Origin of the sequence: Microbacterium sp. LCT-H2 (genome assembly GCF_001866135.1) — a bacterium.
Taxonomy (GTDB): domain Bacteria; phylum Actinomycetota; class Actinomycetes; order Actinomycetales; family Microbacteriaceae; genus Microbacterium.
On record NZ_MODW01000003.1, the window covers coordinates 407,413 to 428,407 of the forward strand.

18 protein-coding genes are annotated in these 20,995 nt (G+C 71.6%); 12 read left to right on the top strand and 6 right to left on the bottom strand.

Annotated elements, in window-relative coordinates; all coding sequences use genetic code 11:
• The first annotated feature begins 14 nt into the window (after positions 1-14).
• From BK819_RS10640 to BK819_RS10650, 3 genes are read left to right on the top strand one after another with little or no spacing between them, the layout of a single operon-like run.
• Positions 15-773 (top strand): alpha/beta fold hydrolase, encoded by a 759-nt coding sequence (locus tag BK819_RS10640; protein WP_071329098.1) that lies wholly within the window; start codon positions 15-17, stop codon positions 771-773.
• Entirely contained in the window at positions 770-1,930 is a 1,161-nt protein-coding gene (locus tag BK819_RS10645; RefSeq protein WP_071329099.1) for an acyl-CoA dehydrogenase family protein, read from the top strand. The genes BK819_RS10640 and BK819_RS10645 overlap by 4 nt, the downstream gene beginning before the upstream one ends.
• A 54-nt stretch (positions 1,931-1,984) precedes the next feature.
• On the top strand, positions 1,985-2,452 hold the full coding sequence (locus BK819_RS10650; RefSeq protein ID WP_071329100.1) for an Lrp/AsnC family transcriptional regulator: 468 nt from the start codon (positions 1,985-1,987) through the stop codon (positions 2,450-2,452).
• Between the two features lie 9 nt (positions 2,453-2,461).
• Here BK819_RS10650 and BK819_RS10655 read toward each other — a convergent pair whose 3' ends face one another.
• On the bottom strand, positions 2,462-4,000 hold the full coding sequence (locus BK819_RS10655) for a PucR family transcriptional regulator (RefSeq protein ID WP_256209441.1): 1,539 nt from the start codon (positions 3,998-4,000) through the stop codon (positions 2,462-2,464).
• Between the two features lie 100 nt (positions 4,001-4,100).
• Here BK819_RS10655 and BK819_RS10660 point away from each other — a divergent pair, with 100 nt between their 5' ends.
• Together BK819_RS10660 and BK819_RS10665 are read left to right on the top strand one after the other, a co-directional pair.
• Positions 4,101-5,585 (top strand): CoA-acylating methylmalonate-semialdehyde dehydrogenase, encoded by a 1,485-nt coding sequence (locus BK819_RS10660; protein WP_071329101.1) that lies wholly within the window; start codon positions 4,101-4,103, stop codon positions 5,583-5,585.
• 15 nt (positions 5,586-5,600) lie between these two features.
• Positions 5,601-6,989 carry an aspartate aminotransferase family protein gene (locus tag BK819_RS10665; protein WP_071329102.1) on the top strand — a complete coding sequence of 463 codons (1,389 nt, stop codon included), beginning with the start codon at positions 5,601-5,603 and terminating at the stop codon, positions 6,987-6,989.
• A 21-nt stretch (positions 6,990-7,010) separates the two neighbouring features.
• Here the strand turns inward: BK819_RS10665 and BK819_RS10670 are convergent, their stop codons facing one another.
• Positions 7,011-7,283 (bottom strand): metal-sensitive transcriptional regulator, encoded by a 273-nt coding sequence (locus BK819_RS10670; RefSeq protein ID WP_060922948.1) that lies wholly within the window; start codon positions 7,281-7,283, stop codon positions 7,011-7,013.
• Positions 7,284-7,319: 36 nt separating this feature from the next.
• On the opposite strand from BK819_RS10670, the gene BK819_RS10675 reads away from it, so the two are divergent.
• Together BK819_RS10675 and BK819_RS10680 are read left to right on the top strand one after the other, a co-directional pair.
• Positions 7,320-8,597: a DUF445 domain-containing protein gene (locus tag BK819_RS10675; protein ID WP_071329103.1), complete on the top strand. Its 1,278-nt coding sequence runs from the start codon at positions 7,320-7,322 to the stop codon at positions 8,595-8,597.
• A 1-nt stretch (position 8,598) separates the two neighbouring features.
• Entirely contained in the window at positions 8,599-9,513 is a 915-nt protein-coding gene (locus tag BK819_RS10680; protein WP_071329104.1) for an agmatinase family protein, read from the top strand.
• Positions 9,514-9,543: 30 nt separating this feature from the next.
• Here BK819_RS10680 and BK819_RS10685 read toward each other — a convergent pair whose 3' ends face one another.
• Positions 9,544-10,548, bottom strand: coding sequence for a LacI family DNA-binding transcriptional regulator (locus tag BK819_RS10685; protein WP_071329105.1), 1,005 nt, complete (start codon positions 10,546-10,548; stop codon positions 9,544-9,546).
• A gap of 116 nt (positions 10,549-10,664) precedes the next feature.
• On the opposite strand from BK819_RS10685, the gene BK819_RS10690 reads away from it, so the two are divergent.
• The 4 genes from BK819_RS10690 to BK819_RS10705 are packed head-to-tail and all read left to right on the top strand — an operon-like array spanning position 10,665 to position 15,716.
• Positions 10,665-11,915 carry an extracellular solute-binding protein gene (locus BK819_RS10690; RefSeq protein ID WP_071329106.1) on the top strand — a complete coding sequence of 417 codons (1,251 nt, stop codon included), beginning with the start codon at positions 10,665-10,667 and terminating at the stop codon, positions 11,913-11,915.
• A 2-nt stretch (positions 11,916-11,917) separates the two neighbouring features.
• On the top strand, positions 11,918-13,015 hold the full coding sequence (locus BK819_RS10695) for a carbohydrate ABC transporter permease (protein WP_071329107.1): 1,098 nt from the start codon (positions 11,918-11,920) through the stop codon (positions 13,013-13,015).
• Complete coding sequence (locus tag BK819_RS10700) at positions 13,012-13,851, top strand: carbohydrate ABC transporter permease (RefSeq protein ID WP_256209442.1); 840 nt, start codon at positions 13,012-13,014, stop codon at positions 13,849-13,851. Before BK819_RS10695 ends, BK819_RS10700 begins: the two co-directional genes overlap by 4 nt.
• The gene (locus BK819_RS10705; protein WP_071329108.1) at positions 13,848-15,716 is read left to right on the top strand and encodes a glycogen debranching N-terminal domain-containing protein; all 1,869 of its coding nucleotides are present in this window, start codon (positions 13,848-13,850) and stop codon (positions 15,714-15,716) included. Before BK819_RS10700 ends, BK819_RS10705 begins: the two co-directional genes overlap by 4 nt.
• Positions 15,717-15,728: 12 nt before the next feature.
• Here BK819_RS10705 and hutI read toward each other — a convergent pair whose 3' ends face one another.
• The 3 genes from hutI to hutH are packed head-to-tail and all read right to left on the bottom strand — an operon-like array spanning position 15,729 to position 20,084.
• On the bottom strand, positions 15,729-16,895 hold the full coding sequence (hutI, locus tag BK819_RS10710) for an imidazolonepropionase (protein WP_071329109.1): 1,167 nt from the start codon (positions 16,893-16,895) through the stop codon (positions 15,729-15,731).
• Positions 16,892-18,550 (bottom strand): urocanate hydratase, encoded by a 1,659-nt coding sequence (gene hutU, locus BK819_RS10715; protein WP_071329110.1) that lies wholly within the window; start codon positions 18,548-18,550, stop codon positions 16,892-16,894. The genes hutI and hutU overlap by 4 nt, the downstream gene beginning before the upstream one ends.
• Positions 18,543-20,084: a histidine ammonia-lyase gene (hutH, locus tag BK819_RS10720; protein WP_071329111.1), complete on the bottom strand. Its 1,542-nt coding sequence runs from the start codon at positions 20,082-20,084 to the stop codon at positions 18,543-18,545. Before hutH ends, hutU begins: the two co-directional genes overlap by 8 nt.
• A 94-nt stretch (positions 20,085-20,178) precedes the next feature.
• Between hutH and BK819_RS10725 the strand changes: the two genes are divergently transcribed.
• Complete coding sequence (locus BK819_RS10725; RefSeq protein WP_256209444.1) at positions 20,179-20,916, top strand: IclR family transcriptional regulator; 738 nt, start codon at positions 20,179-20,181, stop codon at positions 20,914-20,916.
• Positions 20,917-20,995: the final 79 nt, after the last annotated feature.

Consider the following 20,995-nt stretch of genomic DNA (forward strand, 5'->3'; position numbering starts at 1 on the left):
CGTAGGCTGGTGCCATGCCCGCTCCCGTGACCCTCCCCCGCCTGAGCTGGGGCGATGCCGCTGCACCGCGACGCGCACTCCTCGTGCACGGCCTGGGATCCTCCGGCGCGCTCATGTGGCGTCTCGGCGACGCCCTCGCGGCAGCCGGCTGGCACGCGACGGCAGTGGACCTGCGCGGCCACGGCGACGCCCCGCGCACGCTCGACTACTCCGTCGCGGCCTACGCCGCGGACCTCGCCGCCACGCGCCCTCCCGGTGCGGGCGCCTGGGACGCGGTCGTCGGACACTCGCTCGGCGGCGCCGCCGGGACGGTGGCCGCCGCGGAGGACGCGGACTGGACACGCCGCCTCGTCCTCATCGATCCCGCGATCCACATCGTCCAGCGGAACGCGGCCGACGTCCGCCGCAGCCAGGAGCGCGCCTTCGCCGACAACCGCCTCGACGCGGTGCGGCAGGAGCACCCGCACTGGCACCCGCAGGATCAGGAGCTCAAGGTCGACGCCGTCCGGCGGGCGAGCGCGTGGGCGGTCGAGCAGACCAGCGCACAGAACCAGCCGTGGGATGTCCGCGCACACGCAGCCCGTCTGACCGTGCCCACGCACGTGATCGGGGGCGATCCCGCCGTCTCCAGCATCTTCACCGGAGCCCTCGCCGACGAGGTGCTCGCGAGCAACCCCCGCATCTCCCTGTCGGTCGTGTCCGGCGCCGGCCACTCGGTGCATCGCGACCGCCCGGAGGAATCGATCCGACAGCTCCTGGAGGCTCTGGCATGACCGACTTCGACCCGTCGGTGTATCTCCCCGACGACCTGCTCGACCGCATCCGCGAGCGCGCCCCCATCCACGACAGGGACAACACCTTCCCCCAGGCCGACCTCGATGAGCTCCGCGCGGCCGGCTACCTGTCGATCCTCGTGCCCCGGGAGCGCGGTGGCGCGGGACTCGGCCTCGAGCAGGCCGCCCTCCTCCAGCAGCGGCTCGCGGGGGCCGCGCCCGCGACCGCCCTGGCGATCAACATGCACCTCGTCTGGACCGGCGTCGCCAAGGTCTTCTCGGACCGCGGGGTCCCCGGTCTCGAGTTCGTGCAGGACGGCGCCGTGGCCGGCGAGGTCTTCGCGTTCGGCATCAGCGAGGGCGGCAACGACCTCGTGCTGTTCGGGAGCGACACCGCGGCGGTCCCGGACGGCGCCGGGGGTTACGCCTTCACCGGCACCAAGATCTTCACCTCGCTCGCCCCGGTGTGGACGAAGCTCGGCCTGCACGGACTCGACACCACGAGCCCGGACGCGCCGAAGCTCGTGTTCGCCTTTGTCGACCGCACGTCCGCGGTCACCACCGCCGATGACTGGGACACCCTCGGCATGCGCGGCACCCAGAGCCGGACCACGCGCCTCGACGGGGCCGTCGCGGACGCGGCGCACGTCGTGCGGCGCATCGACCCCGGCCCGAGCCCCGACCCGATCGTCTTCGGCATCTTCGCGGTCTTCGAGATCCTCCTCGCCTCCGTGTACACCGGCATCGCCCGGCGGGCCCTCGAGCTGGCCGTGGCGACGGCCCACCGGCGTCGCTCCAAGAAGAGCGGCGCCGCGTACAGCCAGGATCCGGACATCCGCTGGCGGATCGCCGACATGGCGCTCGCCTACGACGCGCTCCCTCCGCAGATCGCCGTGGTCGCCCGCGATGTCGACGAGCGCGCGGACCGCGGCGCCGGGTGGTTCCCCGCGCTCTCGGGCGTCAAGCATCGCGCGGTGACGATGGCCAAGCAGGTGGTCGACGAGGCCATGCTGGTGGCCGGCGGCGGCTCGTACTTCAGCGCCAACGAGCTCTCCCGGCTCTACCGCGACGTCCTCGCCGGCGCGTTCCACCCCTCCGACCCGGAGTCGGCGCACACCACCGCGGCGAGCGCCTGGCTGGGCCCGATCGAGGCCTGAGCGGGCGCACGCGCACCCGTTGTCCACGACCGTCCGCGGTGCCAAGATCGCACCATGGCACCGTCGAAGAAGGACCATACCCTCGACGCGATCTCCAAGACCATCGTTGAGATGCTGCAGGAGGACGGGCGGCGCTCGTACTCCGAGATCGGCCGGATCGTCGGCCTGAGCGAGGCCGCCGTCCGGCAGCGGGTGCAGCGGCTCACCGAGTCCGGGGTGATGCAGATCGTCGCGGTGACGGATCCGATGCAGCTCGGCTTCCGTCGGCAGGCGATGGTGGGCGTCAAGGTGGCCGGGGACGCCAGAGGCGTGGCGGAGGCGATCGCCGCCATCGACGAGGTCGATTACGTCGTGATCACGGTCGGATCGTTCGACGTGCTCGTCGAGGCGGTGTGCGAGGACGACGACCATCTGCTGGCGCTCGTCAACGATCGCATCCGTCCCATCGCGGGCGTGGTGTCGACCGAGACCTTCATCTACGCGAAGCTCCAGAAGCAGCAGTTCGCCTGGGGCACGCGCTGACGGTCGGCCTCAGCGCGGCCGCGTCTCCTCGCGACGGCGGGCGAGGAGGGCGAGGTGCAGGGCAGCGAGGGTCTCCCCGTCGTCCAGATCCGCGCCGAGCAGGTCGCCGATGAGCGCGAGGCGCTGATAGAACACCGAGCGGGAGAGGTGGCTCGCGGCCGCCGCCGCGGAGCGGTTGCCGGGGTGTGCGACGAGGGCGGCGAGGACCGCGAGCAGGTCTCCGCGGCGATCCCGGTCGTGACGGACGAGCGGATCCAGCATCTGCTCGCTGTGCGCCTGGAGCCGCCGATCGTCGCGCAGGGCCGACACGAGGCGTTCGAGCGGCCGATCGGCGACGCGCCGGACCACCGGCACGTCGCCCCCGGACGGCCGTGCGGCGAGGTCGAGCGCGGCGCGGATCGAGGCGAGGAGCCCGAGGACGCCTTCGGCGCTCGGTCCGACGGTCACGGGCGCCCCGCCGGACAGGTGCGCGAGGACGGCATCGGTCAGCGCATCGGCTCCGGCGGCCACGAGCAGGACCACGTCGGCTCCGCGCCGGGCCCCCACCGCAGGCAGGCCCGCTGCACGGGCGCGGGCGACGAGCATCTCCGCGTCCTCGTCCGTGCGGAAGACGAGGCCGGAGACGCTCCCGCCCGACGGGTCGAGCCCGAGTCGCCGGAGTCGGACCTCGACGTCTTCCTCGCGGGCGAACCGCGCGCCGAGAAGATCCTCGACGAGGCTGCGATGGGCGAGCACGGTCCACGCCCCCTCCCCATCGGCGAGGCAGCCGAAGGCGAGGGCCGTCGCCCCCAGCTCCAGGACGGTGGCCCGACCAGCGGGATGCGGCGGGCCCTCCGCCGCGACGAGCCAGCCCCAGCGCACTCCGCGCGCCTGCACGGGCACCCGATCGCCGCCCCGCTCCCCCTGTCGGAGGGCCTCGGCGACCGGGACGCGGAGCGCTTCGATCGCGACGACCTCCCCCGCCGGATTCTCGAGGTGGACCGGGGCATCGAGTGCGCGGGCGACCTCGGACACGATGAGGTCGGCCGGCGCGCCACGGAGGCTGAGGGCGGTGAAGAGGTCGTGCAGTCGCTGACGCTCGCGGAGCGCCGCGGTCTGGGCATCGATCAGCGCGCGGTGCACGGCCTCGGTCACCGCGACGAACTTGACCTCCGCCCCGAGCGCGATCAGAGCGAGGCCGGAGGCGGCGCAGGCCTCGACGACCGCCGCCGGGACGCGGGGCATCCGCGAGCCGAGTTCGACGACGATGCCGGACACCCCGACCGCCGCCAGCTCCACGACGAGCACGCGCAGCGCTGCGGGGCTCGTCGGCCAGGCCGCGCCGGTCGTGAGCAGCAGCTCACCGCCGTCGAGCAGGCGGGCGACGGCGGCGCTGTCCGAGGCGTGGACCCAGCGCACCCCGGCGTCCAGTGCCGACCCGCCGACGAGGACGGTCGGCGCGCCCTCCTGCACCGCGGGGAGCGCGAGGACGTCTCCGACGCGCAACACCGAAGGCGGGAGTCCCGGACGATCTGTCCGATCCACCGAGAAGTCCTGACGCTCTGCCACTCCGCACCTGCTCCGTTTCCTGTCAGCATGGGGCAAGCCCCAGCGTAGCGACCCTCGGTCAGAGTGTGCGACACGCGATCCCCTCTGCGAAGGAGCCCCCGTGGACATCGTCCGTCACCTCATCAACGGCACCGAGACGGGCGAGGCCGCCCGTCGCGGCCTCGTCTTCGATCCGGCGACAGGAGCCGTCACGAAAGAGGTCGCGTTCGCCTCGGCCACCGAGGTCGACGCCGCCGTGGCCGCCGCTGCGGCGGCCCTCCCGGCGTGGCGGGAGACGAGCCTCATCAAGCGCGCCGACGTATTCTTCCGGCTCCGTCAGCTCCTCAAGGAACGGACGGACGAGCTGGCGGCCATCGTCACGTCCGAGCACGGCAAGGTCCTGTCCGACGCCGCCGGCGAGGTGTCCCGCGGCATCGAGAACGTCGAGTTCGCGGCCGGCCTCGTGCACCTGCTCAAGGGCGAGCGCAGCGAGCAGGTCGCCCGCGGGGTCGACGTGCACTCCGTGAAGCAGCCGGTCGGCGTGGTCGCGGCCATCACCCCGTTCAACTTCCCGGTCATGGTGCCGCTGTGGATGGTCGCCTCCGCGATCGCGTGCGGCAACACCGTCGTCCTCAAGCCCAGCGAGAAGGATCCGTCCGCCGCGGTCTGGCTCGCACGGCTGTTCCGCGAGGCCGGTCTCCCGGACGGCGTCCTCAACGTCGTGCACGGCGACCGGGAGGCCGTCGACGCGCTCCTCGAGTCCCCGCGGGTCCAGGCGGTGAGCTTCGTCGGGTCCACCCCGATCGCCCGCTCGATCTACGAACGGGCGTCCGCCGCCGGGAAGCGGGTCCAGGCGCTCGGGGGCGCGAAGAACCACATGGTCGTGATGCCCGACGCCGACATCGATGCGGCTGCCGACGCCGCCGTCTCCGCGGCCTACGGCTCCGCGGGCGAACGCTGCATGGCGGTGTCCGTGCTCGTGGCGGTGGGCGACATCGCCGACGACCTCGTCGCCGCGATCGCCCGCCGCATCGACGGCCTCTCGATCGGCCCCGGCACGGACCCGGCGAGCGAGATGGGCCCGCTCATCACCGCGGAGCACCGTGACCGGGTCGCCTCCTACGTCACAGAGGCACCCGGGGAGGGCGCCAGGGTCGTCGTCGACGGCACCACGAAGCGATTCGACGGCGACGGCTTCTTCCTCGGGGTGAGCCTGATCGACGACGTCACACCCGGCATGCGCGTCTACGACGACGAGATCTTCGGCCCGGTCCTGTCCGTCGTGCGCGTGGGCTCCTACGCGGAGGCGGTCGCGCTCGTCAACGCGAACGCCTACGGCAACGGGACCGCGATCTTCACGCGCGACGGCGGGACGGCGCGGAAGTACGAGTTCGACATCGAGGTCGGCATGGTCGGCGTCAACGTCCCGATCCCGGTGCCCATCGGCGCCTACTCGTTCGGCGGGTGGAAGGACTCGCTCTTCGGCGACGCGCACATCTACGGCCCGGAGTCCGTGCACTTCTACACGCGGTCGAAGGTCGTGACGACGCGGTGGCCCGACCACACCCCGTCGCAGATCGACCTCGGCTTCCCGAGCAACCACTGACGAGGAGCGATCACGATGACGACCTTCACCGACCGCCACGGACTCGCCTCCCCGCTCCCCGCCCCGGACGCCGAGGCGCAGGTGCGCGCCGACGACCGCGCTCACGTCTTCCACTCCTGGAGCGCGCAGGCGCTGATCGACCCGTTGCCGGTCGCCACGGGTCGGGGCTCGACGTTCTGGGACTACGAGGGCACCGCCTACCTCGACTTCTCCAGCCAGCTCGTGAACCTCAACCTCGGCCACCAGCACCCGGACCTCGTCGCCGCGATCCAGCAGCAGGCCGGGCGGCTCGCGACCATCCAGCCGTCGATGGCCAACGATGTGCGCGGTGAGCTCGCCCGCCTCATCGCCGAGGTCGCTCCCGACGGGTTCGAGAAGGTGTTCTTCACGAACGGCGGCGCGGAGGCGAACGAGTACGCGGTGCGCATGGCCCGGCAGGCCACGGGCCGCCGGAAGGTGCTGTCGATGTACCGCAGCTACCACGGCTCCACCGCGACCGCGATCTCCCTCACCGGAGACCCGCGCCGCTGGGCGAACGACGTCACGGACACCGGGGCCGTGCGGTTCTTCGGACCGTACCTCTACCGCTCCCCGTTCCACAGCGAGACGCCCGAGCAGGAGACGGAGCGCGCCCTCGCGCATCTGGAGCAGACCATCCAGCTCGAGGGGCCGCAGACGATCGCCGCGATCATCGTCGAGACGGTCGTCGGCACCAACGGCGTGCTGCTTCCGCCGCCCGGCTATCTGCCCGGGGTACGCGCGCTCTGCGATCGCTACGGGATCGTCTTCATCGCGGACGAGGTGATGGTGGGGTTCGGCCGGCTCGGCGAGTGGTTCGGGATCGACGCCTTCGACGTCCGCCCCGACCTGATCACCTTCGCGAAGGGCGTGAACTCGGGCTACGTGCCCCTCGGCGGCGTCGTGATCTCCGACCGCATCGCCGCGGCCTTCGACACCGTCCCGTTCGCGGGCGGACTGACCTACTCCGGGCACCCTCTCGCCTGCGCGGCCGGTGTGGCCACGTTCGAGGTGTTCCGCCGCGACGGCATCCTGGAACGGGTGCGCGACCTCGGCGAGCGGGTCGTCGGTCCGACCCTGCGCTCGTGGGCGCGATCGCATCCGAGCGTGGGCGAGGTGCGCGGCCGCGGTCTGTTCTGGGCGGTGGAGCTCGTGCGGGGTCAGCGGAGCAGGGAGCCGCTGGTGCCGTTCAACGCGAGCGGTGCCGACGCCGCACCGATGACCGCGTTCGCGACCGCCGCGAAGCGGGCGGGGGTGTGGCCCTTCACGCACTTCCACCGCGTGCACATCGCCCCGCCGCTGGTGATCGAGGAGGCGGAGCTGGTGCGAGGGTTGGCGGCGATCGAGGAGGCGCTGGCGGTCGCCGACGAGCACGCGGTCGGCTGAGAGGCGTCCCGCGCCGGCCGCTTATTTGCGGTCGAAGTCGAACGCCTTGAGGAGCTCGCCGACGGCCTTGTCGCGCTCCTCGCCGCCGTCCTCGAACATGTGGGTGACGTGCGTGCGCAGGTGGTTCTCCAGCAGCAGACGGTTGAGCGACTCGAGGGAGCGCTGGATCGCGCGGGACTGCGTGATGATGTCCATGCAGTACTCCTCGCTCTCGATCATCCGCGCGACGCCGCGCATCTGACCCTCGAGGATGCTGGTGCGGTGCAGGGCGCGCTTCTTGATGTCTTCGATCACGTATCGAGGCTACTCGCCCCGTGAAAGGATGACGTCATGCCGCGAACACCCACGACGCTGCTCTCCGTCGCCGACCAGGAGCGCCGGCGCGCGCTGCGGCGGATGAAGGCCGTCGCGCTCGGTGCTCTGATCTTCATGGCCCTCGCCTTCGTCGTCGCGTTCGCGTTCCAGGAGCGGGTCGGTGGGCTCGCGTACGTCCGCGCCGCCGCGGAGGGCGGCATGGTCGGCGCGCTCGCGGACTGGTTCGCGGTGACCGCGCTGTTCCGCCGTCCGCTGGGTCTGCCCATCCCGCACACCGCGATCATCCCGAACCGCAAGGACGAGATCGGCCGCACGCTCGGCGAGTTCGTGGAGACGAACTTCCTCGCGGCCGACGTGGTGCGCACCAAGCTCGCCAGCACCGCGATCGCCCTCCGCGCCGGCGAGTGGCTCCGCGAGACCCCGCATGCCGAGCGCGTCGCCGCGGAGGGGGCGACGATCGCGACGGCCGTGCTGAACGCGCTGAGCGACGACGACGTGCGCGATCTCCTCGCCGACCTCGCGCGCGAGCATCTCGTCGCGCCGGAGTGGGGGCCGCCCGCTGGAGCGTGGCTGGAGAAGATCGTGGAGGCGGAGGCGCACCACGGTGCCGTCGACCTCGCGGTGGACAGCATCGGGCGATGGCTCGACGCGAACGCCTCCTCCTTCACCGGACTCGTCTCCCGGCGGCTCCCCGGATGGATGCCGAAGATCGCGCACCGCCTCATCGACGACACGGTGTACAACGAGGCGGTCAAGTTCGTCCGCGCCGTCCAGGCCGACCCGCGGCACCCGGCCCGCCTCGCGATCGACGGGTACCTGTCCCGCCTCGCGGACGCCCTGCAGAACGATCCCGCGACGCGCGAGAAGCTGGAGAACGCCAAGGCCGCGCTCTTCGACAGCCCGCGCGTCGGCGCCCTGGCTGCAGAGGCCTGGAACACCGCCAAGAACGGACTCCTCACCTCCCTCGCCGATCCGGAGAGCGGGCTGCGGCGACGCGCCGTGCAGGCGCTGCAGGAGGTCGGCGAGCGGCTCACGACCGATGCCGCCCTGCAGCGCCGCGTCGACACGTGGGTCTCCGATGCGGCCGTCTTCCTCGTCGACCGGTACCGGCACGACATCGCCTCGATCATCACCGACACCGTGGAGCGCTGGGACCCCGCCGAGACCACCGAGAAGATCGAGCTCATGGTCGGACGCGACCTGCAGTACATCCGTCTGAACGGCACGGTCGTCGGGGCCCTCGCCGGCCTCGCGATCTTCACCGTCGCCCACGCCCTGATCCCGGGAGTCTGACATGGCGCTGTCCCACGATCCGCTCTGGCCGCGCGCCGGCGCCTGGCCCGCGTTCGAGGGCACGGCCGATGCGGTGCTCCTCGGCGTCCCGACCTGGCGCACCTCCCTGTCCCCGACCGGGGCGCACGCGACACCGGCCGCGATCCGCGAGGCGCTCCCCCGCTACGGCACGACGGTGCTCGGCCCGCCGACGATCGACCTGGACGAGGTGCTCCGCATCGCGGACGCCGGGGACGTGCCGGAGCCGGACGGCGACGCGGGAGAGGCGCGGACGATCGAGCGGGTCCGGGAGCTCGCGGGAGCGTCCGACCTCGTCATCGCCCTCGGCGGCGACAACTCCCTCACCTACCCGGTCGCGCTCGGAGCGGAGGCCACGGGCCTGATCACGTTCGACGCCCACTTCGACCTGCGCGACGGCGTCTCCAACGGCACCCCGGTGCGGCGGCTCGTCCAGGACGTTCCCGCCGCGGCAGGCGTCCCGACGGCCCGCGTCGACCCCACCCGGATCGTGCAGATCGGCCTCGCCGACTTCGCGAACTCCGCCGCGTACGCCCGCCGCGCGGCCGACTGGGGCATCCGGGTCGTCACCCTCGACGACGTGCGCCGTCGCGGCATCGCCGACGTCGTGGCCGAGGCGGTCGAGATCGCGGGGGCGGGCGACGCCGCCCGGGTGCACCTCGACATCGACGTGGACGTGTGCGACCGCGCGGTCGCACCGGGCTGCCCAGCCAGCGTCCCCGGAGGCCTGGCGGCGTGGGAGCTGCGCGCTGTCACCCGGGCGGTCGCCGCCGATCCGCGGGTCGTGAGCGCCGACATCGCCGAGGTGGATGCGACCGCGGACGCCGAGGACGGTCGCACCGTGCGACTCGCTGCCCTCTGCGTGCTCGAGCTGCTCGCCGGCCTCGCGGCACGCTGAGCAGGGGAGCGGCTCGGGCGACGCGCCGGATCAGCGCACGACCAGCTCAGGCGTGATGAGTGCGTGCGCCGAGCCGGACTCGACCCGGCGCGGTGCGACCACGTCCCCTGTCGGCCCCATGAGCAGCTGCAGGATCGCCTCCGCGACATCCTCCGGTCGTTGTTCGACGCTGGAGAATCCCAGTGCTTCGGCGGTGGGGGTGTTGTCGAACCCGATGACCGGGACGGTCTTCCCGGCGTCGGCGAGGCCGAGCAGAGCCCCCACGGCGAGAGAGTCGCTGGCGCAGACGACGGCGTCCGCCCGGATGCCGTCCTCCATCGCGCGGGTGATCGCCCGACGCGCTTCGGGAACCGAATCCTCGGCGATGACCCGGGCCCCGTGCGCCCCCGCCTCCGTGAGAGCCTCGCGCCACCCGCGTTCTCGGTCGTCCCCCGTGCCCGACCCCGACGGCCAGCCCAGGAAGGTCACCGCGCTCCCGTGCTCCAGCGCATACGTCGTCGCCGCCCTGGTGCCCGCCGCACCGTCCACGTCGACCCAGAGATGCATCGGATCGGAGATGTCGTCGTCCCCCCACGGCCGGCCGAAGGAGATGAACGGCAGACCGAGCGCGTCCAGCCGCATGACGCGGGGATCGTCGCGCACGGTGCCGGTGAGGATCGCGGCATCGATCTCGGATCCGTCCCACAGTTCGGCGAGCCGGCCGAGCTCCTCCTCCGGGGTCCGCGCCGCGTACACGAGCATGCGCATGCCGCGATCACTCGAACGCTCCGTGATGGCGTGCACGAAGCGATCCAGCACCACCCCCGAGATCCCGCCCAGATACGGGTCGAGCCGGATGCCGATCGTCGAACTCCGACGCAGGCGCAGCCGGCGGGCCGCCGCGTGCCGACGGTAGCCGAGCTCGTCGATGGAGGCGAGCACGCGCTCCCGGGTGGCCGGCCGGACGATGTCCGGGGTGTTCAGGACGTTCGACACCGTCTGGCGGGAGACGCCGGCGTGCGCCGCCACATCCTCCACCGTGGGGGCCTTGGCCATCGCACTCCTCGATCCCGGCGGCTTGACACGTCCGCACTGCCGCACCTAGCGTACTCCATGCAGAGTTTGATCGTTCAAATTCCTGCCCGCCGGCCCTCATCAAAGGAGAGAGAGACATGACACGGCAGACCACACGCGCCTGGCTCGGCGCTGGAGCGGTCCTGATCACCACCACCCTCGCGCTCACCGGGTGCGGGTCCGGGTTCTCGGGCGAGGAGCAGAGCGAGGGCGACACGGACCTCACCTCCTCCGACGACGGCCTCACGATCCTCATCGGCTCGTCCGGCGACGCCGAGACCGCCGCCGTGCAGTCGGCGCTCGACGCCTGGTCCGAGGAGTCCGGCACCGAGGTCGACCTCCAGGTGGCGAGCGACCTGGCGCAGGAGCTCTCTCAGGGCTTCGCCGCCGGAAAACCCGCCGACCTCTTCTACCTCGCACCCGAGCAGATGGCCGGGTACGCCTCGAACGGCTCCCTCCAGGCATACGGCGACGAGCTCTCGAACAAGGACGACTTCTACCCCTCCCTCGTGGAGAACTTCACCCTCGACGGCACGTTCTACTGCGCACCCAAGGACTTCTCCACGCTCGCGCTCGTGATCAACACGCGCCTGTGGGCGGAGGCCGGACTCACCGATGCCGACCTCCCGAAGAGCTGGGACGACCTCGCGGCCGTCGCGCAGAAGCTCACCACCGCCGACCACGTGGGCCTGGCCTTCGGCGCGGAATACCAGCGCGTCGGCACGTTCATGGCGCAGGCCGGCGGCGGGCTCGTGAAAGACGGCACAGCGATCGCGGATGACCCCGCGAACGTCCAGGCGCTGGAGTATGTGCAGTCCCACCTCGTCGACGGCACCTTCGCCTACGCCAAGGACGTCGGGGCGGGCTGGGGCGGTGAGGCACTCGGGAAGGAGCTCGCCGCGATGGTGATCGAAGGCAACTGGATCACCGGCGCGATGGCGAACGACTTCGGCTCCGTGGACTACACCGTCGCCGAGCTTCCCGAAGGACCGGGCGGCCCGGGCACCCTGCAGTTCACGAACTGCTGGGGCATGGCCGCCGACAGCCCCAACCAGCAGGCGGCCCTCGACCTCGTCGAGTACCTCACCAGTGCCGACAGCCAGCTCGCCTTCTCGAAGGCATTCGGCCCGATGCCGTCGATCACCTCCGCCGCCGACCAGTGGACCGCCGACAACCCGGACCTCGCGCCCTTCCTCGCGGGAGCGGACTACGCGCAGTTCCCGCCCAACCAGGACGGCGCTGCGGACGTGATCGCCGACTTCAACGCGCAGCTCGAGTCGCTGAAGACGGGAGACCCCGCACAGATCCTCGGCACCGTGCAGTCGAACCTCGAAGCGATCGTCGAGTAGCGATGGCGGGACACGCCCTGTCTCGCCGCGGGGGAGCCTCCGGACTCCGCCGCGGTGAGGCCGCAGCCGGCTGGCTCTTCACGGCGCCGGTCATCCTCATCCTCGGGGTCTTCCTGCTGGTCCCCGTGCTCATGGCCCTGTGGGTCAGCATGTCGGACTGGGCGGGGCGCGGCAGCCCCCTCTCGCCGTCGGTCTCGTTCGTGGGCACGGAGAACTACTCGGCCGTGCTGGCCGACGGCGGCCTCGCGACCAAGGACTTCGGGACCGCGCTGCGCAACAACTCCTGGTACGTGCTGCTCGTCGTGCCCCTGCAGACGGCCATCGCCCTGTTCCTCGCCGTCCTGGTGAACAGAGCGGTGCTGCGCGGCCGCGGGTTCTTCCGGACCGCGTACTACTTCCCCTCCGTCACGAGCTCGGTGGCGATCACGGTGCTCTGGCTCTTCCTGTTCTCCGCGAGCGGAGCGGTCAACAGCGTGCTCGCCTGGTTCGGCTTGAACGGTCCGAACTGGTTCAACGACCCCCGCGGCATCCTGCATCTCGCGCTCAGCGGCGTCGGCATCGACACGGGGCCCGCCGCGCTCACCGGCGGCGGGATGCTGGGCATCTCCTGGTGGGAGTGGCTCGCTGGTCCCTCGATCGCCATGAGCGCGTACATCCTGATGGCCATCTTCACGACCTCCGGCACCTTCATGCTGCTCTTCCTCGCCGGTCTGCAGAATCTCGGCGCGGACGTCGACGAGGCGGCCATGATGGACGGGGCGAACGGGTGGCAGCGGTTCTGGCGGGTGACCCTGCCGCAGCTGCGGCCGACGCTGTTCACGGTGCTCACCCTCGGCCTCATCGGCTGCTGGCAGGTGTTCGATCAGATCTACACCGGTACCCGTGGTGCCCCCAGCAAGACGACTCTCACCCCGGCGTACCTGTCGTACAAGACGGCGTTCACGGACCAGGAGTGGGGTCAGGGCGCCGCGATCGCCTTCATCCTCTTCGTCATCATCGTGATCTTCACGCTGCTGCAGCGCTGGGTGCTGCGCGACCGGCCGGTATCGCGGCGCCGCATCCGCGCGTACGAGGTCGCGCGCGAGGGAGGGACATCATGAGGCTCTCGCGCACGCAGCTCACCGGGCAGATCGTGCTGTACACCGTGCTGATCGCGCTCGCCGTCATCTACATCTACCCGTTCCTGATCCAGGTGTTCACGAGTTTCAAGACGGACGAGGATGCCGCGAGCTCGGGCGTGAACCTGCTCCCGGAGTCCTGGACCTTCGCCGCCTATGAACGGCTCTTCGCCAACTCCGACTTCCCGTCGTGGTTCGTCAACAGCGCCATCGTGACGATCTTCGTCACCGCGGGGCGGGTGTTCTTCAACTCCCTCGCCGGATACGCGCTGGCACGTCTGCGCTTCCGCGGTCGGGGAGTCGTGTTCGCGGCCCTCGTCGCCGTGATGTCGGTGCCGACGGTCGTCCTGCTCATCCCGAAGTTCCTCGTCATCAACCAGCTCGGCATCTTCAACTCCTACGCCGGTATGATCCTGCCGCTGCTGGTCGACGCCGCCGGCGTCTTCATCATGAAGAACTTCTTCGAATCGATCCCGGTCTCAGTCGAAGAGCAGGCGCGGATCGACGGAGCCGGCGCGTTCCGGACCTTCTGGTCGGTCGTGCTCCCGATGGCGACGCCCGCCCTCATCACGATCGTCATCCTGTCGTTCCAGGGGTCGTGGAACGAGCTCAGCCACTTCATCGTGTCCACGAACGACCCCGCGCTGACGACCCTCACGAAGGGTGTCGCCTCGCTCGCCAGCGGGCAGCTCAGCCAGGGCACCCAGTATCCGCTCAAGCTCGCGGCGGCGCTCATCATGACGATCCCCGTCGCCGTGATGTTCTTCATCTTCCAGCGCCGCATCATGAATTCCACCGAAGGAGCCGTCAAGGAATGACCGACCGCCCCCACCTCCAGCCGCTGCTCGACGACGCCGTGGTCGTGCTCGATGCCCCCACCCAGGTCTGGTCCGACCGCGACGGCGACGTCGGCGGCGCCCCGATCCACGGCGTCTACCACGGCGACGTCCGTCACATCGCCGCGATCGGACTCGAGGTGCGGGACACCGCCCTGGAAGCCATCGCCTGCTCGTCGCCGGTCCCGCAGCGTGCGCTGTTCACCAGCCTGCTGCGCGGACTCGACGATGCCGCCGCCGATCCGAAAGTGCGCCTGGATCGGGATCGCGCTGTCGAGCCGGGGAGACTGACCGAGGCCCTGCGGGTATCCTCGCACCTCGAGCACGAGGTGACGGCCGAGCTCGCGGTGCGCATCCGCCCGGATTTCACCCCCATGCAACTCGTCAAGGCGGGGGTGACCGGTGGCGAGGAGTGGTCGTGGGACGGCGAGCGCTGCCGCGCAGGGCAGGCATCGTTCACGCTGCGCGCTGTGGACGCCACCGTGTCGATCGACGGTCGGGAGCTGCTGCTCGCCTGGCGAGTGACCGTCCCTCCGCGCGGCGAGGCTGAGGTGACGTGGTCGGCCGACCTCGACGATCCGACCCTGGTCGTGACGTCGCCACCCCGGACAGCCGGCGTCCGGCGCGTCCCCACCGGAGCGGACCCTCGCACCGCGCGGTGGTTGGAGCGCGCCTGCGCCGACCTCGACGCCCTACGACTGGCCCTGCCGGACCAGCCGGACGAAGCGTTCTACGCCGCGGGTGCTCCCTGGTTCTTCACCCTGTTCGGACGGGACTCGCTCTGGGCAGCCCGTCTCGCCCTCGCCGCCGACCGCGACATCGCCGCCTCCACCCTGCGGGTGCTCGCGCGTCTCCAGGGCACGGTGCACGACCCCGGCACCGCGGAGGCTCCGGGCAAGATCGCGCACGAGCTGCGTAGCGCGGAGCTCTCCCTCCCCGGCGAGGGCGTGCTGCTGCCTCCGCTCTACTACGGCACGGTCGATGCAACACCGCTGTGGATCTGCCTCCTCGCCGACGCGCGCGCGGCCGGCCTGACGATCACGGAGTTGAGGGACCTGGAGCCCGCGTTGCGCGCCGCCTTGACGTGGATGATCGAGCACGGCGACGCCTCCGGCAGCGGCTTCATCGATTATGCGGATGAGTCGGGCCACGGCTTGGCGAATCAGGGCTGGAAGGACTCCGGCGACTCGATCCAGTGGCGCGACGGTCGTCTGGCGGAAGGTCCCATCGCGCTCAGCGAAGTGCAGGGATACGCCTACGAGGCCGCGGTGCGCGGAGCAGCGCTCCTCGACGAGCTGGGCACGGCCGGCGGCGACCATCTGCGTTCGTGGGCGGCGGACCTGCGGCGACGCTTCCGGGATGCCTACTGGGTCACTACGCCGGAGGGGCGGTACCCCGCCATCGCCCTCGACGCCCACGGCGCCGCGGTCGACACGCTCACCAGCAACATCGGTCACCTCATCGGCACCGGGCTGCTCGATCCGGACGAGGAGCGCGCCTGCGCGGAACTGCTCGTCGGTGAGACGATGTCGAGCGGCTACGGCGTCCGCACGATGTCCACGGAGGCCTCGGGGTACTGGCCGCTGAGCTACCACGGCGGCAGCGTGTGGACGCACGACACCGCGATCGCCGTGCACGGGATGCTCCGCGCGGGCCTCACGGATCATGCCGGACGCATCGCCGCCCAGCTGCTCGATCTCGCCGAGGGTTTCGACTACCGCGTGCCGGAGCTGCACTCGGGCGAGCCCCGCATCGTCGGCGGCCGACCGGTCCCCTATCCGGCCGCCTGCCGTCCACAGGCGTGGTCCGCCGCGGCCGCCGTGGTCTGCGCCGAAGCCCTGCGGTGACGGGCGGGACGGTCAGACGACGGCCGTCCCGTCCTTCCAGACGCGCCGCACCAGCGGCACACCCGGGCGATACGCCAGGTGCACGCGGGAGGGGGCGTCGAGCAGCACGAGGTCGGCGCGCGCCCCGGGGGCGATGCGGCCGATGTCGTCGCGCCGGAGTGCCCGCGCCCCGCCGGCGGTGGCGGCCCAGACCGCCTCCGCCGTGGTCATGCCCATGTCCCGCACGGCGATGGCGATGCAGAAGGCCATGGACGACGTGAAGCTGGACCCCGGGTTCGTGTCGCACGCGAGCGCGACCGTCACCCCTGCGTCGAGGAGCCGGCGCGCATCCGGATAGGGCTGGCGCGTGGAGAACTCCACGCCGGGCAGCAGCGTGAGCACCGTGTCCGATGCGGCGAGCGCGGCGATGTCCGCGTCGGTGAGGTAGGTGCCGTGATCCACCGACGCCGCCCCCAGCTCGACCGCCATCCGCACGCCGTCGCCCGGACCGAGCTGGCTCGCATGCACCCGAGGAGCGAGACCCCGGGTGATGCCCGCCTCCAGGATCCGTCGTGACTGCGCCACCGTGAACGCGCCGGTCTCGCAGAAGACGTCGATCCACCGGGAGTGCGGGGCGCAGGCGTCGAGCATCGGCCCCACGACGAGGTCGACATAGGCGTCGGGATCGTCGGCGTACTCGACCGGCACCACATGCGCACCGAGGAACGTGACCTCCGACGTCACCTCGGCGGCGAGGCGCACGAGGCGCTCCTCCTCCGCGACGGCGAGACCGTAACCGCTCTTGATCTCGACCGTGGTGGTGCCCTGTGTCCGCAGCTCCCCGATGAACCCGCGCAGTCGGGCGCGCAGGTCGTCGTCGGTCGCCGCCCGCGTCGCCTGGACCGTCGAGCGGATGCCGCCCGCCGCGTACGGCTGCCCCGCCATGCGCGCCTCGAACTCCGCCGCCCGATCGCCGCCGAAGACGAGGTGGCTGTGGCTGTCGACGAATCCGGGGATCATGGCCCGACCCCCGGCGTCGACGACCTCGTCGGCCGCGGGAGCTGTGGCGGACGATCCTACCCACGCGATCCGCTCGCCGTCGATCAGCACGGCCGCGTCGCGCAGCGTGCCGGTCGGGTCGCCCCCGGCGGCGACATTGGTCGTCAGCTCCCCGATCCCGGAGATGAGCGTCGTCGTCACAGCATCGGCACCTTCAGTCCGCGGTCGCGCGCGACCTCCTTGGCGTGGTCGTACCCGGCGTCCACGTGCCGCATGACGCCGGTCCCGGGGTCGTTCGTCAGCACCCGGGCGAGCTTCTCCGCCGCGAGAGCCGAACCGTCCGCCACCGTGACCTGTCCGGCGTGGATCGAGCGCCCGATCCCCACCCCGCCGCCGTGGTGCAGCGACACCCACGACGCCCCGGAGGCGGTGTTGAGGAGGGCGTTGAGCAGCGGCCAGTCGGCGATCGCGTCGGAACCGTCCTTCATGGCCTCGGTCTCCCGGTACGGCGACGCGACGGAACCGGAGTCGAGGTGGTCGCGGCCGATGACGATCGGCGCGGACAGCTCTCCCGAGGCGACCATCTCGTTGAACTTCAGTCCGGCGAGGTGCCGCTCCTGGTAGCCCAGCCAGCAGATGCGCGCCGGCAGCCCCTCGAAGTGGACGGCCGATCCCGCCTTGTCGAGCCAGCGGTGCAGGGCGGCGTCCTCGGGGAAGAGCTCGGCGATCGCGCGGTCCGTCTTGAAGATGTCCTCCGGGTCTCCGGACAGCGCCACCCAGCGGAACGGTCCTCGCCCTTCCTCGAACTGCGGGCGGATGTAGGCGGGGACGAATCCGGGGAACGCGAACGCCCGGTCGAAACCGCCGAGCTGCGCCTCCGCGCGGATCGAGTTGCCGTAGTCGAAGACCGCCGCCCCCGCGTCCTGGAAGCCGACCATCGCGGCGACGTGGGCGGCCATGGACTCCCTCGACCGCCGGGTGAACTCCTCGGGGTCGCGCGCGGCGTCCTCCTTCCAGCGGTCCACGTCGATGCCGATCGGCAGGTAGGCGAGCGGGTCGTGGGCGCTGGTCTGGTCCGTCACGACGTCGATCGGCACGCCCCGACGCAGGAGCTCGGGGAAGACCTCTGCGGCATTGCCCACGACGCCGACCGAGAGGGCGTGACCGGCCTCCTTCGCCGCGACCACCCGGGCCACCGCCGCATCGAGGTCGGTGGTGTACTCGTCGAGGTACCGGTGCTCCACACGGCGGGCCAGCCGCGTCTCGTCGACGTCCACGATCAGGACCGCGCCCTCGTTGAGGGTCACGGCGAGGGGCTGCGCCCCGCCCATCCCGCCCGCACCGGCGGTCAGCGTCAGCGTCCCCCGCAAGGAGTCCCGCCCGAGCGAGCGGGCGACCGCGGCGAACGTCTCGTACGTCCCCTGCAGGATGCCCTGCGTGCCGATGTAGATCCAGGAGCCGGCGGTCATCTGGCCGTACATGGTCAGCCCCAGCTCCTCCAGACGGCGGAACTCCGGCCAGGTCGCCCAGTCGCCGACGAGGTTCGAGTTGGCGATGAGCACGCGCGGCGCCCACTCGTGGGTGCGGAACACGCCCACGGGCTTCCCGGACTGGACGAGCAGCGTCTCATCCGGCTCCAGCTCGTCGAGCGTACGGACGATCGCCTCGTACGCCGCCCAGCTACGGGCCGCCTTGCCCGTCCCGCCGTAGACCACGAGGTCTTCGGGGTGCTCGGCGACCTCGGGATCGAGGTTGTTCATGAGCATGCGCTTGGCCGCTTCCGCGCCCCAGCTCTTGGCGGTGCGCTCGGCACCACGGGCGGCGCGCACCGTGCGCGCTGCGTTCTGCTCAGTCATGCATGTGCTCCTTTGCGACACGGGCGATGGCACCCGACTGGACGAGGGCGGTCACGGCTTCCATCTCGGGCGAGAGGTGGCGGTCGGGGCCGGGGCCTGCGGCGACCGTACGGACGAGGTCGCGCACGGCTCCGGTCGCCGGCCCCGCCTCCAGCGGCGTGCGGAGATCCAGGGCGCGGGCGGCGGTGAGGATCTCGATCGCCAGGACGCGGGAGAGACCGTCGATCGCCCGGCGCAGTTTCCGCGCTGCGGCCCAGCCCATCGAGACGTGGTCCTCCTGCATCGCCGAGGAGGGGATGGAGTCGACCGAGGCGGGGACGGCGAGGCGCTTCAGCTCGGAGACGATGCCGGCCGCCGCGTACTGCGCGATCATCAGGCCGGAGTCCACCCCGACCTCCGCTGCGAGGAAGGGCGGGAGTCCGTGACTGCGCGCCGGGTCCAGGGCCCGGTCCGTGCGGCGCTCGGAGACGGACGCGACATCGGCGATCGAGATCGCGAGGAAGTCGAGGACAGCGGCGACGGGCGCCCCGTGGAAGTTGCCGTTGGACTCGATGCGCCCGTCGAGGGTGATGATGGGGTTGTCGATGACGCTGGAGAGCTCGCGCTCCGCGATCATCGCCGCATGCCCCAGCGTGTCGCGTGCGGCGCCATGCACCTGCGGGGAACACCGCAGCGAGTACGCGTCCTGCACACGGCCGTCTTCCGGGCCCTTGTGGCTGGCGACCATCGGCGACCCGGCGAGCAGTGCCCGGAGGTGACCTGCGGATACGGCCTGTCCCGCCTGCGGACGCAGCGCCATGAGATCGGCGGCGAACACCGCATCGGTGCCGAGCTGCGACTCCACCGACATCGCCGCCGCCACATCCGCCGTCAGGAGCAGCGTCTCCAGGTCGTGGAGCGCGAGCACGAGCGTGCCGAGCATCCCGTCCGTGCCGTTGATGAGGGCGAGGCCCTCCTTCTCCACGAGCGTGAGCGGTGCGATGCCGGCGTCCGCGAGGGCGTCCGCCGCCGGGACGAGCCGGCCCGCGCTGTCACGCACATCGCCCTCGCCCATGGCCGCGAGGGCGATGTGGGCAAGGGGCGCGAGATCCCCGGAGCACCCCAGCGACCCGTACTCGCGGACCACCGGCACGATGCCGGCGTTGAGCAGCGCGGCATACGTCTCGACGACGACGGGACGAACCCCCGTCCGTCCCGACGAGAGCGTCTGGAGGCGCAGCAATTGGAGCCCGCGCACCACTTCCCGCTCCACCTCGGCGCCGGTGCCGGCGGCATGCGATCGGATGAGGCTCGCCTGCAACTGCAGTCGACGTTCCGGGGCGATGAAGGTCGTCGCCAGCGCACCGAAGCCGGTGGACACGCCGTAATGCGGGTGCGGGTCGGCGGCGAGGCCGTCGATCACGCGGCGGGTCTCAGCGACCTTGGCCAGCGCAGCCGGGTCCACGATGACGGGAGCATCGTGACGCACGACGCGGACGACCTCCGCCGGGGAGAGAGGGGCGGCGCCGACGAGGACAGGGGCAGGATCGCTCATGTCTCGATTCCACACCCGCCGGGTCGACGTGCGCGCGGCTTCGTGGCAACCTGTGTCTGTGATCCCAGACATTCCCGAGGCCGATGACGTCCAGGTGCCTGCCGCGGCGCAGACCCTGCGCATCCTCAGCTACCTGGCGGGCCGGCCGGCACCGGTGGCGGCGTCCGCGATCGCCCGCGAGCTCATGCTTCCGCGATCGACGGTCTATCACCTGCTGCGCACGCTCGCCGTGCACGGCTTCGTGCTGCACCTCCGCGAGGAGCGCCGGTGGGGACTCGGGACATCGGCTTTCGAGCTGGCCGGAGGCTATGCCCGGCAGCAGCCGTTGGCACGGCTCGGCCGTCCGCTCATCGCCAGCCTCTCCGACCAGCTCGGGGAGAGCGCGCACCTGGCGGTCATGAGCGGCGGCGACGTGCTGTACATCGTCGAGGAGCGTGCGCCACGGCGGCCAGCGCTGGTGACCGACGTGGGCGTGCGCCTGCCCGCGCACCTGACCGCGACCGGACGCGCGATGCTCGCCGCCCTCCCCCGCGAACAGGTGCGGGCGCTGTACCCGGATGCTTCCGCCTTCTCCGAGCGCACGGGGCGGGGCCCGCGACGGCCCGGCGAGCTGCGCGATCTCCTCCGGGAGGTGCGCTCGCGAGGCTGGGCGACGGAGGACGGAGAGGTCGCGGAAGGCCTGCGCTCCGTGGGCGCCGTCGTGCGCGACGCTGCCGGCTGGCCCGTCGCCGCGGTCGCGGTCACCTGGGCCGGGGACGACGGCGCAGAGGTCATGCTGGCGAAAGCGGTGCGCGAGACCGCAGCAACGCTCGAGGCGCGGCTAGCCCGCTGAGGCGACGCCTCACGCGTTAACGCAAGAAGGCCACCCAGCATTGGGTGGCCTTCTTGTTTAAAAGGAGTCCGGCGGTGTC

What these genes read in the sequence shown, in the direction of transcription:
- BK819_RS10675 (WP_071329103.1), top strand. Translation starts at nt 7,320, where the DNA reads ATGCCGCGAACACCCACGACGCTGCTCTCCGTCGCCGACCAGGAGCGC.
- BK819_RS10685 (WP_071329105.1), bottom strand. Translation starts at nt 10,548, where the DNA reads ATGGCCAAGGCCCCCACGGTGGAGGATGTGGCGGCGCACGCCGGCGTC.
- BK819_RS10680 (WP_071329104.1), top strand. Translation starts at nt 8,599, where the DNA reads ATGGCGCTGTCCCACGATCCGCTCTGGCCGCGCGCCGGCGCCTGGCCC.
- BK819_RS10695 (WP_071329107.1), top strand. Translation starts at nt 11,918, where the DNA reads ATGGCGGGACACGCCCTGTCTCGCCGCGGGGGAGCCTCCGGACTCCGC.
- BK819_RS10640 (WP_071329098.1), top strand. Translation starts at nt 15, where the DNA reads ATGCCCGCTCCCGTGACCCTCCCCCGCCTGAGCTGGGGCGATGCCGCT.
- hutH (WP_071329111.1), bottom strand. Translation starts at nt 20,084, where the DNA reads ATGAGCGATCCTGCCCCTGTCCTCGTCGGCGCCGCCCCTCTCTCCCCG.
- BK819_RS10650 (WP_071329100.1), top strand. Translation starts at nt 1,985, where the DNA reads ATGGCACCGTCGAAGAAGGACCATACCCTCGACGCGATCTCCAAGACC.
- BK819_RS10665 (WP_071329102.1), top strand. Translation starts at nt 5,601, where the DNA reads ATGACGACCTTCACCGACCGCCACGGACTCGCCTCCCCGCTCCCCGCC.
- BK819_RS10645 (WP_071329099.1), top strand. Translation starts at nt 770, where the DNA reads ATGACCGACTTCGACCCGTCGGTGTATCTCCCCGACGACCTGCTCGAC.
- BK819_RS10705 (WP_071329108.1), top strand. Translation starts at nt 13,848, where the DNA reads ATGACCGACCGCCCCCACCTCCAGCCGCTGCTCGACGACGCCGTGGTC.
- BK819_RS10700 (WP_256209442.1), top strand. Translation starts at nt 13,012, where the DNA reads ATGAGGCTCTCGCGCACGCAGCTCACCGGGCAGATCGTGCTGTACACC.
- hutU (WP_071329110.1), bottom strand. Translation starts at nt 18,550, where the DNA reads ATGACTGAGCAGAACGCAGCGCGCACGGTGCGCGCCGCCCGTGGTGCC.
- BK819_RS10690 (WP_071329106.1), top strand. Translation starts at nt 10,665, where the DNA reads ATGACACGGCAGACCACACGCGCCTGGCTCGGCGCTGGAGCGGTCCTG.